This window comes from Pseudomonas sp. SST3 (assembly GCF_003325755.1).
In genome coordinates, this window is record NZ_QORI02000004.1 from 263,988 (window position 1) to 280,187 (window position 16,200).

A 16,200-nucleotide genomic window follows, 5' to 3' on the forward strand; every position below is an offset into this window, starting at 1 on the left:
GTGCTGATCGCCCAGGCAGCGGAGCGCCATTCGCAGCGGTGGAGCCCCACTTGCTATCTGCCGGGCGGATCCTGCGGTATATCCGCCGGCTGAGCCTCGGGATCTCCACGTCGAAAGGGCGCCGGTGCAGGCTCGGTGGTTGTCACGGGAGCAGGTCCGTCGCCCAGACGAAACGGCTTGGGCGGCCCATCATCGAGGCGGGTCCGCTTGGATTGCGATGCTGCGTCCAGTTCGGCGTCTGCATCCGGGTCCGTCCGCAGGCGCTCCCTCATCAACAGCAGCGCCACTGCAGCGAGCAATGCGGCACCAACCCGGTAAATCAGCGAGGCCAGATCGAAGCCGATCAGCTCACCGCCGTCGAGCCACAACGATCCCAGCCGCCCGGCGGCCAGCGCCAGCATGGTGATCACCAGCATTACCAGGGCCGCTCTGGTGTGCTCAGGCACTCGCATCGCCCAGAGCAGGAACAGCGCAAGACCCAGCTGTAATCCTCCGTAATAGACGCGCATGTGGCTGACCGAGGCGGTCTCCATCAACAGCATTCCATTCAGATTGGCCATCTCATACGGGCGCAGCCAGTAGGCGAGGCTGAAAGCAATCATGATCACGGCCTGGACAACCAGAACGAACCGGGCAAAACGCATCGAAAACTCCCCTGATAGCGGCTGCGCACCACAATGGTTATCGGACCGAAACGGCTCGTATTGGTTCGCCGCAGAGCCGGTAGCAGCCTGTGACAATCGCTCACGGATGGATGTTTGGGCTCGCCGCTCGCTTGACGTTATCCTGCGCCATCCGTTGGAGGAAATGCTCATGCGCCGTCTGCTACTCGCCACCACCTTCTTCGCCAGCCTGGCCCAGGCAGCCGAACCCATCGCCATTGATGTTCACCGCGACGCCAACTGCGGCTGTTGCACCTCGTGGATCAAGCATCTCGAAGAGAACGGCTTCCAGGTGAACGACCATGTCGAAACCGACATGGCGGCGGTCAAGAGTCGCCTCGGTGTGCCTCACCGGCTGGGTTCCTGCCACACCGGCGTGATCGATGGAAAGTTCGTTGAAGGACACGTTCCCGCTGCCGATATTTTCAAGCTTCGCGCTCAGCCCGATCTGATCGGCGCGGCAGTGCCGGGCATGCCCTTGGGTTCGCCGGGTATGGAAATGGGCGATCGCCAGGACGCCTACAAAGTGATTGGGCTGGACAAGCAGGGCGAGGAATCGGTGCTGGCTGAATATCCGGCGCACTGATTGAAAAATAGGCGAAACGCAATCGCCCGACTGAATTAGCTGATAACCGCGCGGTCTACCCACCAGCTATGTCTGGTCGAGGGATTCGTACATGCGTTGGAAGAAAGCGCGTCGCAGCGACAACGTGGTGGATGCCAGGGGCCGCAGCGGCGGTATCGGTCGAGGGCGTCTGAGCCTGGCCGGGATAGCCATCGTGGTGGTGATCGGCTTGCTGTCCGGCCAGGACCCGATGCAGATCCTCGGCCAGCTGGCCAACCAGACCGGCTCGCCGCCCATCCAACAGAGCGAGGCGCCAGCACGCGACGACGATCCGCAGGTGGCCTTTGTCCAGGCCATCCTCGGTGATACCGAAGACACCTGGCGTGCGCTGTTCCAGCAATCTGGCGCGCAGTACCGCGATCCGACGCTTGTGCTGTTTCGTGGCGGAATCAACTCAGCGTGCGGCTTCGCCAGCTCGGCGGTCGGCCCCTTCTACTGCCCGGGCGATCGCCAGGTGTATCTCGACCTTCAATTCTTCGACGAAATGGCGTCGCGCTTCTCGGTCGCCGGAGATTTCGCCCAGGCCTACGTGATCGCCCACGAGGTCGGCCATCATGTACAGACGCTGCTGGGGGTGTCGCAGCAGATGCAGGCCGCACGCCAGCGCGGCGCTCAGATGGAAGGCGACAACGGCCTGCTGGTTCGTCAGGAGCTGCAGGCGACTGCTTCGCCGGTGTCTGGGCCTACCATGCGCAGCAACGTCATGATTGGCTCGAAGCGGGCGATCTGGAAGAGGCGCTGAACGCCGCCAATGCCATCGGTGATGACCATCTGCAAAAGCAGAGTCAAGGCCGCGTGGTGCCGGACGCGTTCACCCATGGCACCTCGGCGCAGCGGGTCAGATGGTTCCGCGCCGGCTTCGACAGTGGCGAGCCGACGCGCTGCGATACGTTCCAGGCAAGCCGGCTCTGAGCGCTCAGCCCGGCTCGGTCACCCAGTTGTAGATCGGTGCGTCTGCGCCGCTCTGCACTTTCACCTGGGCGCTGTGGCGCAGACGCACCAGTAGGCGCTTGCCAGCCAGGGCGCTGCCGCTCAGGGCTTCCAGTTCGGCCAGTAACTGCGGGCCCTCCATGCGCCCCGCTTCGCGCAGCAACTGTTGAGCACCGAGCCACAGCGCGTCGGTTCCGGTCTCCGCAGGCGCGGCCTGCACATTGGCACTCAACGGCAACTGCCGCGCCAATTGCGCCCAGTCCTGATCATCCATATCAATGCTTAGGTCCACCGGCCATTCGCCGACATGGCCACGAATTCGAATCATCTTCACGCTCCTGAAAGTCAGGACGATATGCTCCCACGCTCCGGCTTGGGCTGGCCAGCCACAGCTGCCACCTGTTATAACGTAACTCGCTCTTTATCCGGGAGTCCCGTTATGCACCACCTGCTGCTTGCCCTGCCCTTCGCTCTGTTGCCCGGTTTCGTTCTAGCCGCCGAAACCCACGACCACGATCATCATCACGCTCAGCATGGCAGTCTCGGCGCACATGAGCACGGGGCAGCTGAGCTGGATGTCGCACTGGATAGTTCCACATTGGAAATCGAAATGCGCAGCCCGGCCATGAACCTGGTGGGCTTCGAACACGCACCGAATAGCGAAGCCGATGACCGCAAGATCGCCGATGCGCGCAAGCGACTGGAGCAGCCTGACACCTTGTTCGGGCTCTCGGCCGCAGCGGGTTGTGTCCTGGCTGAAACCGATCTGCAGAGCCCTCTGTTCGAAGATGATGTTCCTGAGCATGAACACGAGGAGGGCCACGATCAGGACCACAGCGAGATCCACGCGCGGTACCGGTTTGATTGCGCCACCCCCCAAGCACTGACGGGCGTCGATCTGCAGGGCTTGTTCGCAGCCTTCCCAGGCACCGAGAAAGTCCAGACACAGCTGATTGGCCCGAACGGTCAACATGGCGCACAGCTGAGCGCCGATCAGCTGCGCGCAGAATTCTGATCCGACCTGTCTCTGCCGCTGCCCGACCTGACGCAGTAAACTCTCGGCTCGTCTGAAACGGATCATCTTGATGACCGCACCGCTACTTGAACTCCACCAATTGGGATTCGCCTGGCCCGGCCAGGCAGAGTTGCTCGATATTCCAAGCTTTAGCCTCGAGCGAAACCAGAGCCTGTTTCTCAAAGGCCCCTCAGGTAGCGGCAAGACCACCTTGCTCGGTCTGGTTGGCGGTGTGCAGACCGCGCGGCGTGGCATCGTTAGCCTGCTCGGCACCGATCTCGCGGCACTCTCGGCCGGAGCGAGAGATCGTTTCCGTGTCGATCACACCGGCTATATCTTCCAGCAGTTCAATCTGCTGCCGTTTCTTTCGGTCGCCGAGAATGTCGGGCTGCCCTGCCATTTCTCAAAGACCCGCGCAGAGCGCGCCCGGCAGCGGCACGGCAGCGTCGCGCAGGCAACGGCGAGTCTGCTGTCGCATCTCGGCCTCCCTCAGGACCTGCACGATCGGCGCGCCGAGGCCCTATCCATCGGCCAGCAACAGCGCGTCGCTGCGGCGCGCGCGCTGATCGGCCAACCGGAACTGGTGATTGCCGACGAGCCCACGTCTGCACTCGACGCCGACAGCCGCGAGGCGTTTCTGCAGCTGCTGTTCGCTGAATGCCGTGAGGCCGGCTCGAGCCTACTGTTCGTCAGCCACGACCAGAGCCTGGCGCCACTGTTCGACCGCAGCCTGTCCCTGTCCGAACTTAACCGCGCCTCCTGCGCCGCAGAGATCTGAGCCGTGTATCTGTTGCGCCTGGCCGTGGCCAGCCTGATCAACCGCCGCTTCACCGCCCTGCTCACCGTCTTCGCTATTGCATTGTCGGTGTGCCTGTTGCTGGCCGTCGAGCGGGTGCGCACCGAAGCGCGCGCCAGCTTCGCCAGTACCATCAGCGGCACCGACCTGATCGTGGGTGCGCGCTCCGGCTCGGTGAATCTGCTGCTGTACTCGGTCTTCCGCATCGGCAATGCCACCAACAACATTCGCTGGGACAGCTTCGAAGACTTTGCCAGACATCCCCGGGTGAGTTGGGCAATTCCCATCTCGCTGGGCGATTCCCACCGAGGCTACCGGGTGATGGGCACCAGCAGGGGCTACTTCGAGCACTATCGCTACGGGCGCAAGCAGCTCCTGCAAATGACTGAGGGCCGGCCGTTTGCCGACGACCCGTTCGAGGTGGTGCTCGGGGCGGAAGTCGCTCGGGCGCTGGACTACAAGCTGGACGACCGACTGGTGCTGGCGCACGGTGTCGCCACGGTCAGCCTGGTCAAACATGACGACAAGCCGTTTCGCGTGGTTGGCATCCTCAAGCGCACCGGCACGCCGGTCGATCGCACGCTGCATATCAACCTCGCCGGGATGGAAGCGCTGCATATTGACTGGCAGAACGGCATGCCGGCGCGCGGCGCAGCGCGTATCGATGCCGAGCAGGCGCGCCAGCTTAAATTGCAGCCGAAGCAGATCACTGCCTTTCTGCTCGGCCTGGACAGCAAAATCGCGACCTTCGCCCTGCAGCGCGAGATCAACCAATACCGCGGCGAGCCGCTGCTGGCGATCCTCCCGGGCGTCGCCCTGCAGGAGCTATGGAGCCTGATGGGCACTGCGGAGAAGGCGTTGTTCGTGGTATCGCTGTTCGTGGTGCTCATCGGGCTGATCGGCATGCTCACCGCGATCCTTACCAGCCTCAACGAACGCCGCCGGGAAATGGCCATCCTTCGCTCGGTAGGCGCCAGGCCCTGGCATATCGGCAGCCTGCTGGTGGCTGAGGCTTTCAGCCTGGCACTGGCGGGCGTACTGCTCGGCCTGCTGTTGCTGTACGTCGCTATCGCAATTGCTCAAACCCCGCTGCAGGCCGAGTATGGCCTTTATCTGCCAATCGCCTGGCCCAGCATCTATGAGTGGTCGCTGCTGGCGGCGATACTGCTGGCCGGGCTGCTGATGGGCTGCGTACCCGCCTGGCGCGCTTACCGACAATCACTGGCTGATGGCCTGTCGATACGACTATGAGGACAACCATGCCCCGTCTGTTGCTTGCCACGCTGTTCACCCTTGCCGCGACCTTTGCGAACGCCGACGTGCGTGAGCTGCAATGGTCGGATCTGCTTCCTGCCGATGCGCCACCGCCACCACCTCCATTGGCGATCCATGACATGTCCCAGCTCGCGGACGTGCTTGCCGCCGAGAACGGCCCTGCCGCCGCACAGCAATCGCCGGCCGCGCCGGTGGTCAAAGCGCTCGACGGCATCCAGGCGAAACTACCGGGCTACATCGTGCCGCTGGACATGAGCGAGGAAGGGCGCGTCATCGAGTTTCTGCTGGTGCCCTACTTCGGCGCCTGCATCCATGTGCCACCGCCGCCGTCCAACCAGATCGTGCATGCGACCAGCGAGCTGGGCGTCAAGGTTGACGAGCTTTACCAGCCCTTCTGGATCGAAGGCCTGTTGCGGGTCGAGCACGCCAGCAGCGAGCTGGCCGAAGCCGGCTATCGCATAGACGCACAGAAGATCTATTTCTACGAGATGGAGTGACCCGCTGTAGGCTGGCAGCGAGCTGCGAAATGACGAGGCACGGCCAGAGACTAGCGGCTCCCCGTGTTTGAACGTCCCTGGCGTTGAATGAGTCAGTCGCCGCGATGCCAACGCCCGCGCACCGCTCAACGTGCGCTGGCGACCTGACGCTCACGCTCGAAGCTCAGTTCACCTTGCGCCCACTCTCGCCAAGCGCGCACCTTGCGCCGCTCCGCACCTGCGCGTTCAGCCTGCTTCAGCGCATCGAGCCCCGCCTGCCAGTGCGTCTGTTCCAGCTCCAGCTGAGCCACATGCAACCAGAACTCGGCGCTGCCGGACTGCGAAGCCAACTCGCGATAAATCTTCGCCGCAGCCGAGCGTTCCCGCGCCTGCCACCAGAGCATGCCCAGCCGCTCGCGGCGGGTGGCATTGGTTGGCAACAGATTTGATTCGAGCATCCCCTGCAGCAGCTTGGCGCCTTGCCATGGCTGTCCGGCGGCGCTCGCCAGCAACACCAGGTTATCCAGTTCCGACTCACTGAAACGCACGCCCTTGGCATGCGCCGCACGCAACGTGGCAAGCGCTTTGTCCTCGGCGTCGGCCATCTGCTGCAGCCCCGCGAGCTGCCGCCAGGCGTTGGCCTGGTCAGGATGGCGCGCCAACAGGCGACGCTGCCAGCGCTCGGCGGTCTCGTAGCGTTTCAGCTCGGCGTTACCGGCTACCAGAAATTGCAGCCAGGTATCGGCTGCACCGGGATTGGCCTGGACGTAACGCTCAGCCAGCGGCAGCGCCTTGCTGTGCTGGCCCAGCCCTTGGTAGGCCTGCACCAGCATCTGCAGAACCTCTTCGCTCGCCTGGTCGGGCGAGCCCAGTAGACTGACCACTTTGGCGTAACGACGCTCGATCAGGTTCAGCTTAGCCAGGTTGAGCCGCTCATTCGGCAGCATCGCCTCGTCGAGCTTTCCACTCGTGACCGCCTTTTCAAGTAGCTCCAGCGCATGTCGGTTTTTACCTTCAGCCCAGGCCAGATAGGCCCGGCTGCGCCACACAAGCGCCTCTTCAAGGCTGCCTGACTTGGCCTCGGCTTGCTTGAGCACGCGATGCGCCGCGCCATAGTCGCCCTTCTCCTGGGCGCTCTGCGCACGTTCCAACGCCTTGAAAACGGCCGGATCGATGCTTTGTGCGGCATGAGTCGAGACAGTGAACAACAACGAGATCAATAACAGCAAACGTGGCATGTCAGCGTTCTCCTTGCAGGCGGAAATGCAGGGTTTTGACGGCTTCGCGCGATACTGCGGCACCATTTTCGGTGCGCGGCGCAAAGCGCCAGCGAGCAGCGGCGCGGCGCGCTTCACGGTCGAACACGTTGCGTGGCGAGGCCTCCAGAACCCGGATGTTTTCAACCTTACCGGCAGGCGTGATGGTGAAGGCGAGCTTGATATGACCTTCGATGCCGCGCTGACGTGCCCGATACGGGTACTCGGGACGGACGTCGTTGAGCGGCATGACTTCCTGCTCCGGACCGCCGGATTGCGATCCAGTGTCAGCAGCTATAGGCGGCGGGGCTGGCGTCGCTGCGGGTGCCGCTGCGGTCAGGCCGCTCAGGCTGGGGGCCGGCGCGCTGGCTATAGCCATCCCGCTGTCGATGTTCGGCAGCTGCAGATCGAGCTTGGGCAGGTTGGCACTCGGCGTGGCCATGCTCGGAGTGGGCGGGGTCGGTGGCTGCGGCGTCTTTGGCTGGGGCGGCTGTGGCGCCTGTTGCCGTGAGCGTGTCGCAGTGCTTTCGTTACGGCTGTCCATGCGCACGAAGTTGGCGATCGCCACCGCTTCTTCCGCCACATCGCTGCGCGGCGGATTGACCATGCTCAGCATCAAGGCGAACAGCAGCAGCGCCACCACGCAGGCGGCGATGAAGGACAACCCGACGCGGGTCAGCCCACGGACCATCATTGCGCTCCCGAACTGGCGGCAAGCGCCACGTCCCGGACGCCGGCCTGGCGCGCCTGATCCATGACCTGAACCACCAGTCCGGTCCGCGCGTCCTGATCAGCCTGAACCACTACCGCGCCTTCCGGTTGGTCGACGCGCATGCGCTCCACATGGGCGCGCACGCTGCGCACATCTACAGGCTGCTTGTCGATCCAGACCTGACCCTCGGCGGTCACTGCGATAAGGATGTTGCCCTTGTCCTGGGCACTGGCGGTATCGGCCTGCGGGCGCTGGACCTCGACCCCGGATTCCTTGATGAAAGAGCTGGTGACGATAAAGAAGATCAACATGATGAAGACCACGTCGAGCATCGGCGTCAGATCGATGCCGGTGTCCTCTTCCTGCTGATAATGATGGCGACGCATACGCATCCGGTAATCCTCAATCGTGACGCAGCTGGTCGGCCAGCCGGTCGAGAGCCTGGCGTGAAATACGTTCGAGACGCGCCAGGCTGAATAGTCCAGTGATGGCCAGCACCATGCCGGCCATGGTCGGCAGGGTCGCCTGCCAGACCCCAGCGGCCATGCCGCGGGGATTGCCGGTGCCGTTGAGTGCCAGCACATCGAATACCGCAATCATGCCGCTGACGGTGCCGAGCAGGCCCAGCAACGGATACATCGCCACCAGCGTCTTGCTCATCCGCAGCGGGCCGGTGAGCTGCTGCTGTGCCTGGGCCAGCCACGCAGTGCGCACCGCGCGTTGCCAGCTACCGGATTCATCGCCGAGCCGTGTCCAGGCCTCGCGGCGCGCGTCGACCCAGCGCGGGAATACCCGCCGCATGAACCACAGGCGTTCGAACACCAGCGTCCAATAAAGTACGCACAAGGCAGCCAACGCCCACATCACCGCGCCGCCCGCCGCCATGAAGTCGAGCAGCGCATAGCCACTGTCGACCAGACGCAGCCAGTGCCCGTGCAGGTCAGTCACGACGTGGCGTCCCCGACAGATGCAGCGCGATCAGGCCCGCGCTCTGCTGTTCAAGCAGCTGGATCAGCGATTTGCTGCGACTGGCCAGCAGGCTGTGCAGGAACAACAGCGGAATTGCTACCACCAAACCCAACACGGTGGTCACCAGGGCCTGGGAAATACCGTCGGCCATCAGTCGCGAATCGCCGCCGCCGCTCTGGGTGATCGCCTGGAACGTCACGATCATCCCGGTCACGGTGCCCAGCAGGCCAAGCAGCGGGGCCACTGCGCTGAGCAGTTTGAGTAGCGGCTGGCCGCGCTCCAATGGCGGTGTTTCCTGAAGAATTGCCTCGTCGAGTTTCAGTTCCAGGGTTTCCAGATCCGATAACTGCGGCTTAGGCCCGAGCACGCCGATGATGCGCCCCAGCGGATTGTCATCGCGCGGCAGATTGAGCTCGCGCATCTGCCGGCCCACGGCGCGGCCAACGCCGGTCAGGTAAACCATGCGCCAGATGGCGAGCAGCAGACCGATGGCTCCCAGCACCAGGATGACCCAACCGACCAAGCCGCCCTGCTGAACGCGATCCCACAGCTGCGGCTGCCGCTGAAGCTGCGCCAGCAACGAGCCGCGGCTCGGATCGATCGGCAGGGTCGCGAGCGCATCGGCGCTTTCCAGGTAGTCATCGACCAGGTCCATACCGGAGGGCTGACGACCGGGCGTCAACAGCTCGTCGGCGCCACTTTCGTAGCGCAGGAAGGCGTCATCGGTGAAGGCGGAGAAACTGCCGACGCGCAGCACCGCTTGCTCGCTCCGCTGCCCATCGACACCCACCACCGGCAGCTCGATCCGCTCGATGCGACCGCTGGCGGCAAGATCCTCGAGCAAGGTCATCCAAAAGCTGTCCAGATCCTCTGCCGAAGGCAGCGTGCGGCTTTCAGCCAATGCTTTGAGTCGTTCGAGCCGCCCAGGGTACTGTGCATTGAGCAGGCTGTCCTGCCATTGCCCGGCGATATCGCCAGCGCTCTGACGAACCACGCCGAACAGCTCGCCGAGATGGCCAACCCGCTGCGCCAGGAGCTTTTCCTGCTCGGCCAGTTCCGCTTCCTGGCGGTCGAACTCGGCCTTCAGGCGTTCGGCTTCGGCTTTCTGCTTTTCCAGCGCTGCAGTGGCACGAGCCAACAGCTGCGCCTGTTCACTGCGATTCTGGATGAATGCCTGTTCGCGCGCCTGCATCGCGTCGACCTCGGCCGCGCGCTCGCTACGGATGCGCTGCAGCAGCTGATCAGGACTCAAGGGTTCGGCTGCCTGAGCCAGAGCAGGCAACAGGCCAATGAACAACAATGTCAGCAAACGGCTCATTGCGCAGCCTCCTTGACCAAGGTCTTCACGGGCAATTCGAGCCAGGTGGGTGCCTGTTGTTGACGGGCTATGGCGATGGCTTTGGTAATCGGCCGGCGCACACTGCCGTCAAGCACTTCCCAGGCACGGGTCCGCGGGTTCCACCAGCCGCTCTCGTGGGCGTCCAGAGTCTGGTAATACAACATGGTCCGGCCCAGGCGCAGGAACTCGACGCTACGGCTGCCGCCTTCGATAGGCAGTTCGCCGCGCCAGGCTTCAAGTGTTCTGCCGTAATCGCTCTCGATCTGGTAGGCCTCGAGAATGCGCCGGTACTTCTCGGCCAGGCTCACATCGGCGCGGGCCTGCATGTCCTGCAGAGCGGCCAGACGATCGGCGCGCTCATCGGGTAGGAACGGCAGATCCGCCGTGATGAATTCTTCGAGCACGCCGATCATCCGCCCCATCTGCGGCGCAACGGCCTCCTGGGTGCGCTCGATGCTGTCCAGTTGGCGCTGGAAGTCATCAAGTTCCTTGCGCTGCCCCGCGGTGAGTTCGGCCAGCTGCGCGTTGTAGGCTTTCAGGGCCTCGGCCTGCTGCACGGCACTGCGATAGTCGTTGAGCATCTGCCGGGTCGCGTCATCGAGCTGTTCGATGCGTGCTTGCGATGCCTTGGCCTCAGCGGCCAGGCGCTGACTCTCGTCCAGCGCGGCATCCAACGGAGCTGCGTGAAGCTGCACGCAGCATGGCAGCACGGCGACCGCCAAGAGGCGGGGAATAAGGGCTTGCATTGATGGGTCCTTGCAGACGAAGGTCAAACTCGAAAGAGAAACATTATCATCTACATGCACAAAGGAAGGCAACCAGGACAAGAGGTCGCAGCCCAGCCAAAGCGGGGCGTTTCGTTGAGCTGGATCAAAATCGAGGGGGCCTTGCGCCCTACCATGGCAAGCAATCGCAACACACCATGTCTCGATGGAGTTCCATTATGCGCAAGACCCTGTTTACCGCTTCCGTGCTGGCCGTGGCCCTCGCCGCTCCCTTCGCCCAGGCCCATCAGGCTGGTGATGTCATACTGCGTGCCGGTGCCATTACCGTTGATCCGCGGGAAGATAGCGGCAATGTGTTCACCTCCGTCACGGGCTCTCTTGCAGGCAGCAAGGCTACCCTGGACAGTGATACGCAGCTGGGCCTGAACTTCGCCTACATGGTGACCGATAAGCTGGGTATCGAACTGCTAGCCGCAACACCGTTCGAGCACTCCGTAGGCCTGAGCGGCATGCCGCTAGGTCTCGACGGCGATTTCGCTGACGTTAAGCACCTTCCGCCAACCCTTAGCCTGGTCTACTACCCACTGGACACCAAGTCGGCCTTCCAGCCCTATGTCGGACTCGGGGTGAACTACACGATTTTCTTCGACGAAGAGCTAAACAGCCGTCGTAAGGGCGAGCAGTTCAGCGACCTGGAGCTGGACGACTCATGGGGTTTGGCTGCTCAGGTAGGCTTGGACTTCATGCTGACCGACCAACTCATGCTGAACGCACAGGTCCGCTACATTGACATCGACACCGAAGCGACGGCCAATTCCGCTTTCGGAAAGGTGAAGGTCGATGTAGACGTCGACCCGATGGTCTACATGGTCGGCCTCGGGTACAAATTCTGACGAACCCGGCCGATTGCCTGCCGCAGACACGACAAAGGCGCCCTCGGCGCCTTTGTCTTTTCTCGTTTACGCTAGCGCGCCAACAATTTCGCCAGCCCTGTGCGCATATCGGTAGGCGGCTCCGGCAGATGGAAACGCTGCATCAACCGTGCATTATTAGCCCGAGAATGGCGTATATCGCCACTACGGGCTTGCTGGTAGCTCACCGGCGGCAGCTCACCCAAGACATCACCGATTGCGGTCAACAACTGTTTCAGGCTGGTTGCGCGATTCAGGCCGACGTTTACCGCACCGACTTCAACGGTCGGCTGCTCCAATGCCTGCAGTAGCACCTCTACCAGGTCGCCAACGTAGAGGAAGTCGCGGGTCTGCTCGCCATCGCCAAATACGGTGATTGGCAGCCCCTGTTGCGCACGCTCGGTAAAGATGCTGATGACGCCCGAGTAGGGTGAAGACGGATCCTGGCGCGGCCCATAAATGTTGAAGAAGCGGAACACCACCGGCTCCAGCCCATGCTGGCGTCGATAGAAATCGAGGTAATGCTCGCTGGCCAGTTTATCCGCCGCATAGGGGGTCAAGGGCGCCTTCGGCGTATCTTCGTCGATAGGTCGCCCTTCTCCATTGTTGCCGTACACCGCTGCACTTGAAGCAAAGACGACTCGGCGTACACCCGCCTCGCGCATCGCCTCACACAGGTTCAGCGTACCCACCAGATTGCTCTGATGCGTGCCAAGCGGATCATCGACCGATGCCTGCACAGATGCTACGGCAGCCAGATGCACCACGGCGCCACATCCCCGGACAGCACGCCGTACAGCCTGTGGGTCAGCCACATCACCCTCGATCAGCTCCACCCCGGCATCGACCGGCAGGTTACTGCGCTTGCCCGTCGACAGATTATCCAGAACCCTCACCGAATAGCCGCGAGCCACTAGCACATCAACCAGATTCGAGCCGATGAACCCGGCGCCCCCGGTAACCAGAATGGGTGATTCAGACATAACGGTAGTAACGCTCCAGCAGAGTGGGCAGCCCGGTGCGCCAGGCTCGAGGCTTGATGCCGAATGTATTGAAGATCTTCTTGCACGCCAGCACGCCATGCTGTGGCTCATCTGCCGCATCTGGACACGCAGCATGAGCGACGGGGGTCAGGCGATCGATGGTCAGCTGCCGATGATGCGCCGCCTCGGCGAGTAGCGCCTGACCGACTACCAGCGGAGTCGAAGCCTCGTGGCCGCCATAATGATAGGTTCCCCACAGTGGTGCCTGACAATCCAGCTGCTTCAGCACGGCAAGGACCACCCGCGCCGCATCTTCGACAGGCGTAGGGTTGCCACGCCGGTCGTCGGCGAGACACAACTCATCATCCTGTTCGAGACGCTGAAGGAAACGCCCGAGCAAACCGTCTGAGCTGTCATCGAGCAGCCAGCCGAAACGCAGCAGAACGTGACGCGGACACAACGAGCGGACACTTTGCTCCATACGCCAAAGGGCGCAGCTGCGAGCATCCAATGGCGCAACTTCGTCCTTTTCGCTGTAAGCGGTGGTGCGAGCGCCATCGAAGACACGATAACTGGACGGCTGCATCAGAACGAACTGATGGTGCTGGCACAACTGCGCCAACCGTTCCACCGCCCGCTCCTGATTGGCCAACACCTCATCATCGACATGGCCGCTTTGAAACCAGTCGAAATAGTAGGCGAGATTGATCACGACATCCGGGCGATTGATATCGAGCAATTCAGTCAGACTGGGCGCATCCCAGCCCTGAGCGGGCGGGCGCGGCGCGAGAAAGCCGATGTCTTCCTCGGCGCCGAGGCGGATGAGCGCCTGACCCAGGGCATTGCCGCCGCCCAACAGCATCAGGCGCATTCGCATGGATTGAACTCTAAAATGGTAGTATCTACCTTGCAGCTTACGAAAATTTTGCTTACCCCTCAGCTGCGCGCCATCCAACACCGCGCAGATACTGAACTGTAAAGAAATTCGTATGGTTTTAGCCTGAACAGGTAGAAAATCTTTACAAAATCGCTTTTCCACGATGATATTGCTAGCCGAGCGATGCGCTCGGTCCAGCATGCTGTTTTTGGCCAGCTGCCTTTTTTGCTGCATGCAGCATGTGCTCACATATCGTAACGTCACGCGCCCTTCTGAACAATAGGCCCATTTCACGCATAGACTGCTATAAGTCAGCTGCCTTGCCCAAGCCAGTTGAAGCAGCTTCATGGCTTATAGCCTACGATGGAGAAATGGCTCTACGAAATGATTAATCGCGCCCCTAACGGCAACACATTGCAGACCGCACTATGAACGAAGCTTTAGCTACTGATGAGTATCATCAGTGAAGGACCGACGAAAGTATCTGTAAATAAATCATGAGAAGAGCAAGACTGGGCTTTACTAATAGGTTCAATCACGCATATAACCAGCCCGGGCTAAGTAGTATCCTCTATGATTGTGCGAAACTGCGGGACACCCTGAGACTCAGCTTTTCAAGCAGAAAATGGGGAAATTATGCATACCTTTGTAAAGCACATTAGCGGAAAATATCTTATAGAGCTTCCGGAGCAATTGGTTAGATCAATGCATATTACCGCCGGCGATAGATTATATATTTGGGAGGTAACAGCTGACGGAATGAAACGCATCGTCGTAACAAGCTCGCCGGTGCATCCGGAAGCCCCCTCCATGTCCGACGCATGCCATGAAAATCACTATCAAGTGCAGCAACTCGAGAATCTCGCTCTGACAATATTTTCATCAAGAGAGATGGCTGATCGCTGGTTATCGAAGCCTAAAGGTTACCTCAATGGCCTCAGCCCTCTCGAGGCAGCAAGAGGCGGACGCATGGACGAAGTAATGGAACGATTGGCGCAATTAAAGAGTGGCTACTTCTAGATTTTAACGCGCTTTGTTTGAATATATCCGCATTCGATTTTAAAAAATAAAACCCCATCATTCGTACCTGCCGCTCACTCAAGCTAATCTCTCATCCGCATGACCTAGGCAAGACGTAACACCAGGGTTGTGCCGTCCAACTTTGCAAACGACAAGCTAAAGGCAGCAACTGTTTTTGGGCGTGTAAATGTGGCTTCTCGTTAAAAATGAGAAAATAACTGGGTGTCGTCAGGACCCATCGGGTTAGTCAAGACCCGCTTTCTCGGTAAATCAAAAACTCTCCAACCAACGCCGCGACGGTGCTGGGCTCTACATAGGTCGTGTCAGCTACATCATAGACACAACGGAGCTCGCCCCCGGCCTGCTCAAGGGCAAGATAAAGTGACACCAGTCTCTCCATCCGCCAGTGTTTAGTCCCATTGAGAACCGGCGAACTAACAAGCATGACATTAGTTACGCTTAGTTCCTCATTCTGGGCTTTCAATAGCTCATCCAGATTGCGCCAACTGGCAAAAAATGCAGATTTCGGACAGATATTTGCTCCGGAACCAATCGCTATGTTCACAAAAAACCATGACGACTGGCCGAGCATCTTGAATCGCCCCGGATTTCCTAGACACTTTCCAGGCTCTGGAAATAGCGTTTTTCAAACTCTACCGGCGACAGCTGGTTGTTGAAACCATGCCGGCGTTTTGGGTTGTAGAACATCTCGATGTAGTCGAACACATCAGCGCGAGCATCTTGCCTGGTGCTGTAGATCTTTCGCCTGATCCGCTCTCGCTTCAGCAACTGGAAAAAGCTTTCCGCTACCACGTTGTCATGGCAGTTACCACGTCGACTCATGCTGCCAAGCAAGTTGTTGGTTTTCAGGAAGCTCTGCCAGTCGCCGCTGCTGAACTGGCTACCTTGGTCTGAGTGAATCATCAGCTCCTGCTTTGGCTTACGCCGCCAAACCGCCATCAGCAATGCATCGATAGCCAGGTCGCTGGTCATCTGCTGCTTCATCGACCAACCGATTACCTGCCGCGAAAACAGATCGAGTACCACCGCCAAAAATAATCAGCCCTCATAGGTGCGGATGTAGGTGATGTCCGTAACCCAGACCTTGTTGGGTTCGGTGACATTGAATCGACGCTCAAGATGATTTGGTGAGGCCACTGGAGGGGTCATGCCGAGATAAAGGGAAAATTCACTCACTCCGCTCGTAACGTGTTGATGCCAAACGAGTTTACCAAATAGACCGCACAGCCTCTGATCGTGGACTATCTTTTCTGACTCCTCAGAAAAGGAGTTCCTATGGCTTCATTAGAGCGTACGGCGTATCCCACCCTGCCAAAGGCGTATTCAAAAGCTGAACTGCAGCGTGATTTTTCGTTCTCAGATGATGAGATTAAGTGGGTACGGAGCAAGTCCAAGGCCCCCTTTCACCTCAATCTCGCCGTTCTTCTCAAGACCTTTCAGGTGCTCCGATATTTTCCTGATATCACCGACGTCCCTGGTCAACTGGTGGACTTCATTCGCGGAGAGTTAGGTCAGCGTAGCAAGGTGAAACTCGCGGAATACAAGTGGTTCCAACAATATCGCCACATGAACGCGATCCGAGCTCGCCTCGGTGTGACGGCATTCTAC

Annotated in this window: 19 protein-coding genes and 2 pseudogenes; 9 read left to right on the forward strand and 12 right to left on the reverse strand. The window is 60.5% G+C overall.

The features are described from left to right. Window positions 1-53: 53 nt before the first annotated feature. Window positions 54-644, reverse strand: a complete 591-nt coding sequence (locus DQ405_RS06295) for a DUF4345 domain-containing protein (protein ID WP_168423402.1) — start codon at window positions 642-644, stop codon at window positions 54-56. 169 nt (window positions 645-813) lie between these two features. Here DQ405_RS06295 and DQ405_RS06300 point away from each other — a divergent pair, with 169 nt between their 5' ends. Together DQ405_RS06300 and ypfJ are read left to right on the forward strand one after the other, a co-directional pair. Continuing rightward, window positions 814-1,248: a DUF411 domain-containing protein gene (locus DQ405_RS06300; RefSeq protein ID WP_168423403.1), complete on the forward strand. Its 435-nt coding sequence runs from the start codon at window positions 814-816 to the stop codon at window positions 1,246-1,248. A gap of 91 nt (window positions 1,249-1,339) precedes the next feature. After that, window positions 1,340-2,199, forward strand: a pseudogene (gene ypfJ / locus DQ405_RS06305) (KPN_02809 family neutral zinc metallopeptidase). A gap of 4 nt (window positions 2,200-2,203) precedes the next feature. On the opposite strand, the gene DQ405_RS06310 reads toward ypfJ, so the two are convergent. Beyond that, window positions 2,204-2,545, reverse strand: coding sequence for a hypothetical protein (locus tag DQ405_RS06310; protein WP_168423404.1), 342 nt, complete (start codon window positions 2,543-2,545; stop codon window positions 2,204-2,206). Between the two features lie 111 nt (window positions 2,546-2,656). On the opposite strand from DQ405_RS06310, the gene DQ405_RS06315 reads away from it, so the two are divergent. The 4 genes from DQ405_RS06315 (at window position 2,657) to DQ405_RS06330 (ending at window position 5,800) form a co-directional block, all read left to right on the forward strand. Continuing rightward, the gene (locus DQ405_RS06315) at window positions 2,657-3,232 is read left to right on the forward strand and encodes a DUF2796 domain-containing protein (RefSeq protein ID WP_168423405.1); all 576 of its coding nucleotides are present in this window, start codon (window positions 2,657-2,659) and stop codon (window positions 3,230-3,232) included. A 70-nt stretch (window positions 3,233-3,302) separates the two neighbouring features. Continuing rightward, window positions 3,303-4,010, forward strand: a complete 708-nt coding sequence (locus DQ405_RS06320; RefSeq protein WP_168423406.1) for an ABC transporter ATP-binding protein — start codon at window positions 3,303-3,305, stop codon at window positions 4,008-4,010. A 3-nt stretch (window positions 4,011-4,013) separates the two neighbouring features. Next, a complete protein-coding gene (locus DQ405_RS06325) occupies window positions 4,014-5,279 on the forward strand; it encodes an FtsX-like permease family protein (RefSeq protein ID WP_168423407.1) in 1,266 nt (421 codons plus the stop codon). 8 nt (window positions 5,280-5,287) lie between these two features. Continuing rightward, on the forward strand, window positions 5,288-5,800 hold the full coding sequence (locus DQ405_RS06330) for a DUF3299 domain-containing protein (protein ID WP_168423408.1): 513 nt from the start codon (window positions 5,288-5,290) through the stop codon (window positions 5,798-5,800). A gap of 125 nt (window positions 5,801-5,925) precedes the next feature. Here DQ405_RS06330 and DQ405_RS06335 read toward each other — a convergent pair whose 3' ends face one another. Genes DQ405_RS06335 through DQ405_RS06360 form a run of 6 tightly spaced genes read right to left on the reverse strand, consistent with a single transcriptional unit; the run spans window position 5,926 to window position 10,801 of the window. Further along, window positions 5,926-7,017 (reverse strand): tetratricopeptide repeat protein, encoded by a 1,092-nt coding sequence (locus DQ405_RS06335; RefSeq protein ID WP_168423409.1) that lies wholly within the window; start codon window positions 7,015-7,017, stop codon window positions 5,926-5,928. Window position 7,018: 1 nt separating this feature from the next. Further along, window positions 7,019-7,726, reverse strand: coding sequence for an energy transducer TonB (locus DQ405_RS06340; RefSeq protein WP_168423437.1), 708 nt, complete (start codon window positions 7,724-7,726; stop codon window positions 7,019-7,021). Further along, window positions 7,726-8,139: an ExbD/TolR family protein gene (locus DQ405_RS06345; protein ID WP_168423410.1), complete on the reverse strand. Its 414-nt coding sequence runs from the start codon at window positions 8,137-8,139 to the stop codon at window positions 7,726-7,728. The genes DQ405_RS06340 and DQ405_RS06345 overlap by 1 nt, the downstream gene beginning before the upstream one ends. Before the next feature lie 10 nt (window positions 8,140-8,149). Further along, window positions 8,150-8,695 carry a MotA/TolQ/ExbB proton channel family protein gene (locus tag DQ405_RS06350; RefSeq protein WP_168423411.1) on the reverse strand — a complete coding sequence of 182 codons (546 nt, stop codon included), beginning with the start codon at window positions 8,693-8,695 and terminating at the stop codon, window positions 8,150-8,152. Beyond that, window positions 8,688-10,034 (reverse strand): MotA/TolQ/ExbB proton channel family protein, encoded by a 1,347-nt coding sequence (locus tag DQ405_RS06355; protein WP_168423412.1) that lies wholly within the window; start codon window positions 10,032-10,034, stop codon window positions 8,688-8,690. The genes DQ405_RS06350 and DQ405_RS06355 overlap by 8 nt, the downstream gene beginning before the upstream one ends. Then, a complete protein-coding gene (locus DQ405_RS06360; protein WP_168423413.1) occupies window positions 10,031-10,801 on the reverse strand; it encodes a DUF3450 domain-containing protein in 771 nt (256 codons plus the stop codon). The genes DQ405_RS06355 and DQ405_RS06360 overlap by 4 nt, the downstream gene beginning before the upstream one ends. A 197-nt stretch (window positions 10,802-10,998) precedes the next feature. On the opposite strand from DQ405_RS06360, the gene DQ405_RS06365 reads away from it, so the two are divergent. Then, window positions 10,999-11,673, forward strand: a complete 675-nt coding sequence (locus tag DQ405_RS06365) for an OmpW/AlkL family protein (protein WP_168423414.1) — start codon at window positions 10,999-11,001, stop codon at window positions 11,671-11,673. A 71-nt stretch (window positions 11,674-11,744) separates the two neighbouring features. Here the strand turns inward: DQ405_RS06365 and DQ405_RS06370 are convergent, their stop codons facing one another. Both DQ405_RS06370 and DQ405_RS06375 read right to left on the reverse strand, forming a co-directional pair. Continuing rightward, the gene (locus tag DQ405_RS06370; protein WP_168423415.1) at window positions 11,745-12,674 is read right to left on the reverse strand and encodes an NAD-dependent epimerase/dehydratase family protein; all 930 of its coding nucleotides are present in this window, start codon (window positions 12,672-12,674) and stop codon (window positions 11,745-11,747) included. Further along, on the reverse strand, window positions 12,667-13,551 hold the full coding sequence (locus DQ405_RS06375; RefSeq protein WP_168423416.1) for a sugar nucleotide-binding protein: 885 nt from the start codon (window positions 13,549-13,551) through the stop codon (window positions 12,667-12,669). Before DQ405_RS06375 ends, DQ405_RS06370 begins: the two co-directional genes overlap by 8 nt. A 636-nt stretch (window positions 13,552-14,187) precedes the next feature. Here DQ405_RS06375 and DQ405_RS06380 point away from each other — a divergent pair. Next, complete coding sequence (locus DQ405_RS06380) at window positions 14,188-14,571, forward strand: antitoxin Xre/MbcA/ParS toxin-binding domain-containing protein (protein ID WP_168423417.1); 384 nt, start codon at window positions 14,188-14,190, stop codon at window positions 14,569-14,571. A 247-nt stretch (window positions 14,572-14,818) separates the two neighbouring features. On the opposite strand, the gene DQ405_RS06385 is transcribed toward DQ405_RS06380, so the two are convergent. Then, window positions 14,819-15,163: a hypothetical protein gene (locus DQ405_RS06385; RefSeq protein WP_168423418.1), complete on the reverse strand. Its 345-nt coding sequence runs from the start codon at window positions 15,161-15,163 to the stop codon at window positions 14,819-14,821. A 20-nt stretch (window positions 15,164-15,183) separates the two neighbouring features. Next, a pseudogene (locus tag DQ405_RS06390) lies at window positions 15,184-15,738 on the reverse strand (IS3 family transposase); the annotation flags it as partial. Window positions 15,739-15,867: 129 nt separating this feature from the next. On the opposite strand from DQ405_RS06390, the gene DQ405_RS06395 reads away from it, so the two are divergent. Beyond that, on the forward strand, window positions 15,868-16,200 hold a 333-nt coding region (locus tag DQ405_RS06395; protein WP_168423419.1), incomplete at its 3' end, for a DUF4158 domain-containing protein.